Raw genomic sequence first — 8231 nt, 5'->3', positions numbered from 1 at the left:
AGCCGGAGTTCCTCGATCTGGTGGCACAGCGGCTGAAGCCGGGCGCGCCCCTGCAGGGGCCTCGCGCCGTTTCCCGTGCCAGGGGCCTCGCATCCTTACCCGTACGAGGACCCCGAAACCCGGGTCGCGGCCAGTGGCCGGACGGCAAGGTCCCATAGGGCCAGACGGCGTGCTGGTCGGTCACAGTAGGCTTCGGCGCGAGAGCCGGAGCCCCTGGACCGATGGGGACACACCTGCCGAGGAGCGCCCCGCATGAGCCTGACCCTGAGGACCATCAGCCGAGAGCAGCATCTGGCATACATCCAGAGTCTGCCTGCGGCGAGTCACATGCAGGTCCCGGCATGGGCGGATGTGAAGGCGGAGTGGCGCTCGGAGAGCCTCGGCTGGTTCGACAAGAGCGGACAGCTCGTCGGCGCCGGCCTGGTGCTCTACCGGCAGTTGCCCAAGATCAAGCGGTATCTCGCCTATCTGCCCGAGGGCCCGGTCATCAACTGGTTCGCCCCGAACCTGGACGACTGGCTGCGGCCGATGCTGGCGCATCTCAAGCAGCAGGGCGCCTTCTCGGTGAAGATGGGCCCGCCGGTCATCATCCGTCGCTGGGACGCGGCCGCCATCAAGTCGGGCATCCAGGACCCGGAAGTGAAGCGTCTGCGCGATGTCGAGGCCACCCACATCGAGCCGCGCGCCTTCGAAGTGGCGGACCGGCTGAGGAAGATGGGATGGCAGCAGGGCGAGGACGGCGGCGCCGGTTTCGGTGACGTACAGCCGCGCTACGTCTTCCAGGTGCCGCTGGCGAACCGTTCCCTCGAAGACGTCCACAAGGGCTTCAACCAGCTGTGGCGACGCAACATCAAGAAGGCCGAGAAGGCCGGCGTCGAAGTCGTCCAGGGCAGCTACGCCGAGCTCGACGAGTGGCAGCGGCTGTACGAGATCACGGCGGAGCGCGACCACTTCCGGCCGCGTCCGCTGGGCTACTTCCAGCGCATGTGGACGGCCCTCAACACCGAGGACCCCAACCGGATGCGGCTGTACTTCGCCCGGCACGAGGGCGAGAACGTCGCGGCCGCGACCATGCTGATCGTCGGCGGGCACGTCTGGTACTCGTACGGCGCGTCCGCCAACCACAAGCGCGAGGTCCGTCCCTCGAACGCGATGCAGTGGCGGATGCTCCGCGACGCGTACGCCATGGGGGCCACCGTCTACGACCTGCGCGGCATCTCCGACTCGCTGGACGAGGCCGACCACCTCTTCGGTCTGATCCAGTTCAAGGTCGGCACCGGCGGGCAGGCGGCCGAGTACCTCGGCGAGTGGGACTTCCCGCTCAACAAGCTGCTGCACAAGGCTCTCGACATCTACATGTCGCGCCGCTGATACGCGTCGTCCGATACGCGTCGTCCCGGTGACGAAACCGGCTTCATTGGTTTCAATGGGGACTTCGGCTCCACACACCTCCCACACAGCAGCCACCAGAAGGGTTCCGGACCGGCCATGGCGCTCTCCCTCTACGTCGACACCGCGCGCTGGCGGGCGCACCAGAAATCCGTCCTCGACCAGTTCCCCGGCCTCGTCCCGGTCTGCAAGGGCAACGGATACGGCTTCGGTCACGAGCGGCTGGCCGACGAGGCCATCCGCTTCGGCTCCGACATGCTCGCCGTCGGCACCACCTACGAGGCGGCCCTCATCAAGGACTGGTTCAGCGGCGACCTGCTGGTCCTCACCCCGTTCCGCCGGGGTGAGGAACCGGTGCCGCTGCCCGACCGTGTCATCCGGTCCGTCTCCTCCGTGGACGGCGTGCACGCCCTGGTGGGCGCACGCGTCGTCATCGAGTGCATGAGCTCGATGAAGCGCCACGGTGTCAAGGAGGAGGAGCTCGGGCAGTTGCACGCGGCCATCGAGGACGTACGGCTCGAAGGCTTTGCCCTGCACCTTCCGCTGGACCGCACGGACGGCTCGGACGCGGTCGAGGAAGTCATCGGCTGGATGGACCGGCTGCGTGCGGCCCGGCTGCCGCTGCACACCATGTTCGTCAGCCATCTGCGCGCCGAGGAGCTGGGCCGGCTCCAGCAGCAGTTCCCGCAGACCCGTTTCCGCGCCCGCATCGGTACCCGGCTGTGGCTCGGTGACCATGAGGCGACGGAGTACCGGGGCTCCGTTCTGGACGTCACGCGTGTCGTCAAGGGTGACCGTTTCGGCTACCGGCAGCAGAAGGCCACCTCGGACGGCTGGCTGGTGGTCGTCGCCGGCGGTACCTCGCACGGCGTGGGCCTGGAGGCCCCGAAGGCCCTGCACGGTGTGATGCCGCGCGCCAAGGGGGTCGCCCGCGCGGGCCTGGCCACCGTCAACCGCAACCTGTCGCCGTTCGTCTGGGCGGGCAAGCAGCGCTGGTTCGCCGAGCCGCCGCACATGCAGGTGTCGATCCTGTTCGTCCCGTCGGACGCCCAGGAGCCGAAGGTCGGCGACGAGCTGGTGGCCCACTTGCGCCACACGACCACTCAGTTCGACCGCCTCGTCGACCACTAGGGATCAGGCCGGATCGGGCAGTGGGGTCCGGTGTGTGCGATCGCAAGGCGGAGGAGGGAGGCGGATGGGGTCTCCCCTGCTCGAGCGGAGCCGAGAGCTCGGGGAAGGGCCGTGGCGACCGACCACAACGCGGCGGGCGGGCGTTCCGGACCCCGCAAGCCCGGCCGGATCCGAACGAAAGGCCTTGGCACGCCGACCGCCAAGGCGGCGCCGGGTCTCTCCGGACGGGAGCAACCCGGCCCTCAGCCGGCGGCCGGTCCGTGCCCCGCGCCCCACTCCACCCGCGGCCCTTCCACCGCGGGGTGGGCGTGGCGCGGCGGATGCGCCGCCCGCCCCAGCACGAACACGTCCGGGGCCCCGTCGAGCACCCCGCCGGACGGATCGTCCGACCCGTCGCGCCGTACGACGTCCCGCTCCGGCATGAGAATGTCCCGTACGACCAGGGCACAGAAGTACAGCGTGCCCAGCAGATGCAGGGCGATCGCCAGCTGGTACCCCTCCGTGGGCAGGCCCTGGTGCTTGTCGCCGCTGGTCGTGTACGCGAGGTACATCCAGATCCCCAGGAAGTACATGACCTCGCACGCCTGCCAGATCAGGAAGTCGCGCCAGCGCGGCCTGGCCAGGGCCGCCAGGGGGATCAGCCACAGCACGTACTGCGGCGAGTAGACCTTGTTGACGAGGATGAACGCGGCGACAACCAGAAAGGCTAGCTGCGCGAAGCGCGGCCTGCGCGGTGCCATCAGCGTCAGCGCGGCGATACCCGCGCACAGCAGGGCCATCAGCAGTTCGGACACGTGGTTGACGGTCGATGTCTCGATGGGCATACCGGTGCGCTGGGTGATGATCAGCCAGAAGGAGCCGAAGTCGATGCCCCGTTCCTCGCTGAACGTGTAGAACTTGCTCCAGCCCTCGGGCGCGAAAATCATCACCGGCAGGTTCACCACCAGCCAGGAGCCTGCCGCCCCGAGCATCGCCAGGCCGAACTCCCGCCATTTGCCCGCCCGCCAGCACAGCACGAGAAGGGGCCCCAGCAGGAACAGAGGATAGAGCTTGGCGGCCGTGGCGAGCCCGATGAGGATGCCGAACGCCAGCGCTCGTCCCCGGGACCACATGAGCATCGCCGCGGCCGTCAGCGCGCCGGCCAGCAGGTCCCAGTTGATCGTGGCGGTGAGCGCGAAGGCCGGTGCGAGGGCGACGAGCAGCCCGTCCCAGGGGCGGCGCCGGTGCGTGCGTGCGACACAGACGGCGATGATCACGGCGCAGATCATCAGCATGCCCGCGTTGACCATCCAGTACATCTGCTCGCGGTGCTGGATGGAGCCGCCGGGCGTCAGCCAGGCGGCGACCTGCATGAACACACCCGTCAGAACGGGGTACTCCAGGTACTGCATGTCGCCGGGCAGCCGGTCGAAGTACGGCACGAGGCCGTCGGAGAATCCACGTGCGGCGAAGAGATGCGGAATGTCCGAGTAACAGGCATGCGTGTACTGCGAACCCGCGCCCTTGAACCACGCCCAGTTGTAGCAGGGCAGCTTCTGCACCATGCCCAGCGCGAACATCCCGATGGCCACCAGCGCGACGACGCCCACGGGGGTGAGTGCCGTGCTGCCGAGCCGTGTCCAGCGCCCCGACCGGCCGCCGATCAACTCGCTGCCGGCCGCGGCGACCTCGTCCTGGTGCGTGGGCCGCACGACGGACCGTTCCTGGTGCTGGTGCACGCTCGTGTCTTCTGCGCTTGGCATGCCGCTCATCCTGCCGTACGGGGCTATGGAAACTACGAGGGCCGCCGCACCCTGTGGTGCGGCGGCCCTCATGACCGGGGTCGGCCCGCCAGGCCGTGCGGATTCTATCCGGCCGGTCCGCCGAAGAATCCGCCGTTGCCGTTCCCGCCGTTGCCGTTCCCGCCGTTGCCGTTCCCGTTCCCTCCGGTCGGTGGCTCGGCGGTCGTCGACGGACTGCTGCCACCACCGGTGCCTCCGCCGTTCGCGCCGGAGCTGGTCCCGCCGTTGTTGTGCTGGCAGTCCCAGTCCCACGTACCGCAGGTCTCGGTGGGAGAACCGCTCGACGACGGGCTCGTGGACATCGAAGGCGACTCGGTCACCGTTGCGGAGGGCGACGGCGTCGTCGTCGCGGTGGGCGTCGGCCTGGGGCTCTGCGCACCGCCGCCGTAGACCTTGTCACCGATCGGCCCGGGCTCCGGGAACGTCAGTGCAGGCTTCCCCTTCAGCGCACCCGCCATGTAGTCGTGCCAGATCTGGGCCGGGAACGACGCACCGTGGATCGTCTGCTCGCCACCCGTCCCGTACATCTTCTCGAACTTGCGGTTCTTGTTCGTCGCATCGTCGTCGAGCCGGTACATGCTGATGGCCGTGGACAACTGCGGCGTGTAGCCGACGAACCAGGCCGACTTGTTGTCGTCCGTCGTACCGGTCTTGCCCGCCACCTCCCGGCCGGGGAGCTGCGCGGGGGTACCGGTCCCCTTGTCGACGACGTTCTTCAGGACGTCGGTGACGTTGTCGGCGATCGCGGCATCGAAGGCGCGCTTGCGAGCGTCCTTGTGCCGGTAGATCAACTCGCCCTCGTGCTTCACCTCGGAGACCGAGTAGGGCTCGCGCTGCATACCGCTGTCGGCGAAGGTCGCGTACGCACCGGCCATGCGGATCGCGCTGGGCGAGGACGTACCGATGGAGAACGAAGGCACATGCGAATCAGCCATGTTGCTGTCGTCCTTGAGCCCCGCGGCGATGGCGATGTCCTTCACCTTGTCGGTGCCGACATCCATGCCGAGCTGGACGTACGGGGAGTTGGCGGACCACTGCATCGCCTCGCGAAGGGTGATGTTGCCCCGCGACTCATGGCCGTCGTTGGCCTGCAGCCACTCCTTGCCGTTCTCGTCGGTCCAGATCTCGCCGTTGTACTTCTTGATCTTCAGCTTGTCATCGGCGTTGTAGATGCTGAGCGGCGAGACCTGCGTTCGCTCCGACAGGCCCTGGTCCTCCCCGAGCGCGGGGTCCCGCTTGCCGTACTCCATCGCCGCCGCCAGCACGAACGGCTTGAAGGTCGAACCGACCTGCGCACCGGTGGGGTCGGCGTTGTTGGTGAAGTGCTTGGTCGCGTCCTGACCGCCGTAGATCGCCACGATGGCCCCGGTCTTGGGATCCACCGACGCGCCGCCGAACTGGACGTGGGTGTCCGTCTCCGGCCGCTGCTTCGGCTTGATCTTGCTGTCGTAGACCTTCTGGACAGCGTCGTTGAGCTCCTGGACCTTCTTCTTGTTGAAGGTGGTGTGGATCTGGTAGCCGCCCTGGGCCAGCATGTCCGCCGTGACGCCGTCGGTGTTGTTGTTGAGGAAGTAGTTCTTGGCCAGGTCGACCAGGTAACCGGTCTGACCGCCCAGCTGGGCGTTCTTCTTCGGCGGGAGGGGCATCGGGAACTTGGTGTACTTGGCCCGCTCCGCCTTCGAGAGGCGCCCGTCCTTCACCTCTTCGTTGAGGATCCACTCCCAGCGCTCTATGGCCCGCTTGGTGTTCAGCTCCCGCGTCGCCTGCTTGGGGTCGACCTCAGGGGCACCCGCCGGGTCGTAGTAGGACGCACCCTTGAGCAGCGTGGCCAGGAACGCGCACTCGCTCGGGTTCAGCTTGATGGCGTCCTTGCCGTAGTACGTACGGGCCGCCGCCTGGATCCCCGAAGCACCTCGTCCGTAGTACGAGACGTTGAGGTAGTCGGTGATGATCTCGTTCTTTTTCATCTTGTTGGTGACCTTGAGCGTGATGAAGAGTTCCTGGAACTTCCGGCTCAAGGTCTGTTCCTGCGACAGACGCGAGTTCTTCACATACTGCTGGGTGATCGTCGAACCACCCTGGGTCTCACCACCGGTGGCCATGTTGAACAGGGCCCGGGCGATACCCATGGGGTCGATGCCCCTGTCGTGCTCGAAGGTCTTGTTCTCGGCGGAGATGACGGCGTCACGCATCTCTTGGGGAATCTGCGCGTAGGTGATGAGCTGGCGGTTCACCTCACCACCAGTGGCGACCATCTGCGAGCCGTCGTCCCAGAGGTAGACGTTGTTCTGCGCCTTCGCGGCCTTCTGCACGTCGGGCAGGCCGACCGTCGCGTACGCGATGCCGCCAACGCCCATGAGCAGGCCGAAGAAGCCGATGCAGAGGCCGGTGACCACTTTCCACGACGGCATCCAGCGCCGCAGGCCGTACTTCCCGGCGCGCGGGTAGTCGATGAAGCGCTTCTTGGCAGGGCGCTGGCCCGCGCGGCCACGTCCCCTGCCGGGCCCCTCGTGACCGCCGTCGCCGCCACTGCGGCGGCGTCCACCGCCACCGCCGCCGCGGCCCGCGCCGCCGCGCTGGGCGGCTCGCCTGGCCGCCGCGCGTCCGCCGTACGGACTGTCCCCACCTTCCGAATCAGAAGGTGATTCGGAAGTTACTCCACGTGACGGTGCCGCGCGGCGTCCTGAGGACTGCTGGGCAGCTCGTCTGGCCGCTGCACGCCCGCCACCTTGCGGTTGCGACGTTTTGCGACGGTGCTCGCTCATCGAACGACTACTCCTCGGGCAGGCGAGAGCGCCTGGAAGCGGCAGTTGAGATCCGGTCCCCCGAATTACGGACCAGCCCTGCGACAGGCTCGTCCGCCATGCGTCCGGCTGCTCCGCGAAGACTGACGCGCGCGGGCGTCACGCGGTTCCCGGTGGTCTGCATGCCGCACAGACTACGCACGGTCAAAACCCTCCTAGGACCGAACTTCACCTCAAACAACGCAAGTCGGTGCCTACGAATTCACGATGTGACGCCGTTCACGATGCCCCCTCTTGTCGCATCGCGGTGACCGATCTATCGTCGTGATGTATCGAGTCGATACATCAGCTCGGTACATCAGCTCGGTACAGGGCTCCGCAGGAGCACTCGTACGTACTCGGACGCGCTCGGAGAAGGAGGAGGCGAAGTTGAGCAGACGCTCCGGCATCCTCGAATTCGCCGTTCTCGGCCTGCTCCGCGAGTCCCCGATGCACGGCTACGAGCTGCGCAAGCGCCTCAACACCTCGTTGGGGATCTTCCGCGCCTTCAGCTACGGCACCCTCTACCCCTGCCTCAAGACGCTGGTCGCCAACGGCTGGTTGATCGAGGAGCCGGGGGCCGCCCCTGCCGACCTTCCGCCCACCACCGGCCGTGCCGTCGCCCCCGCCTCGTCGCTGGCCGGGCGCCGCGCCAAGATCGTGTACCGGCTGACGGCGGAAGGTAAGGAGCACTTCGAGGAGTTGCTCTCGCACACCGGCCCCGACTCCTGGGAGGACGAGCACTTCGCGGCCCGTTTCGCCTTCTTCGGGCAGACGGAGCACGAGGTGCGGATGCGAGTGCTGGAGGGCCGGCGCAGTCGGCTGGAGGAGCGGCTGGAGAAGATGCGGGCCTCTCTGGCCCGCACCCGCGAGCGCCTCGACGACTACACACTTGAGCTGCAGCGACACGGCATGGAGTCCGTGGAGCGCGAAGTGCGCTGGCTGAACGAGCTCATCGAGAGCGAGCGGTCGGGACGGGATCAGCGACGGTCCTCGCCCGGGAGCGAAGCTCAGCAGAACACAGCAGGAGAGACGGGCGGCCTGCCCCGGCGCCGGGGTGACACCCCGCCGGATCCGTCCGACGACACCGCAAAGTGAGGTCCCCGCAGATCCGCGGGGCCTTCGGGAACATCCAAAACACACAGGG

At 67.7% G+C, this 8231-nt stretch carries 5 protein-coding genes; 3 read left to right on the top strand and 2 right to left on the bottom strand.

Annotation, left to right across the window (positions count from 1 at the left end):
- Positions 1-252: 252 nt before the first annotated feature.
- Together ACWCQ6_RS02625 and ACWCQ6_RS02620 are read left to right on the top strand one after the other, a co-directional pair.
- Positions 253-1371, top strand: coding sequence for a lipid II:glycine glycyltransferase FemX (locus tag ACWCQ6_RS02625; RefSeq protein WP_451084938.1), 1119 nt, complete (start codon positions 253-255; stop codon positions 1369-1371).
- 117 nt (positions 1372-1488) lie between these two features.
- Positions 1489-2520 (top strand): alanine racemase, encoded by a 1032-nt coding sequence (locus tag ACWCQ6_RS02620; RefSeq protein WP_451084937.1) that lies wholly within the window; start codon positions 1489-1491, stop codon positions 2518-2520.
- Between the two features lie 242 nt (positions 2521-2762).
- Here the strand turns inward: ACWCQ6_RS02620 and ACWCQ6_RS02615 are convergent, their stop codons facing one another.
- Both ACWCQ6_RS02615 and ACWCQ6_RS02610 read right to left on the bottom strand, forming a co-directional pair.
- A complete protein-coding gene (locus ACWCQ6_RS02615) occupies positions 2763-4262 on the bottom strand; it encodes a glycosyltransferase family 87 protein (protein ID WP_451084936.1) in 1500 nt (499 codons plus the stop codon).
- A gap of 104 nt (positions 4263-4366) precedes the next feature.
- The gene (locus ACWCQ6_RS02610; protein WP_451084935.1) at positions 4367-7066 is read right to left on the bottom strand and encodes a transglycosylase domain-containing protein; all 2700 of its coding nucleotides are present in this window, start codon (positions 7064-7066) and stop codon (positions 4367-4369) included.
- Positions 7067-7474: 408 nt separating this feature from the next.
- Here ACWCQ6_RS02610 and ACWCQ6_RS02605 point away from each other — a divergent pair, with 408 nt between their 5' ends.
- Positions 7475-8182 (top strand): PadR family transcriptional regulator, encoded by a 708-nt coding sequence (locus tag ACWCQ6_RS02605; RefSeq protein WP_266416801.1) that lies wholly within the window; start codon positions 7475-7477, stop codon positions 8180-8182.
- Positions 8183-8231: the final 49 nt, after the last annotated feature.

The sequence above is a fragment of the Streptomyces sp. NPDC001880 genome, from assembly GCF_053594575.1.
Note: the sequence above shows the minus strand (reverse complement) of the source record. Positions and strands in the feature narration are given on the sequence as shown.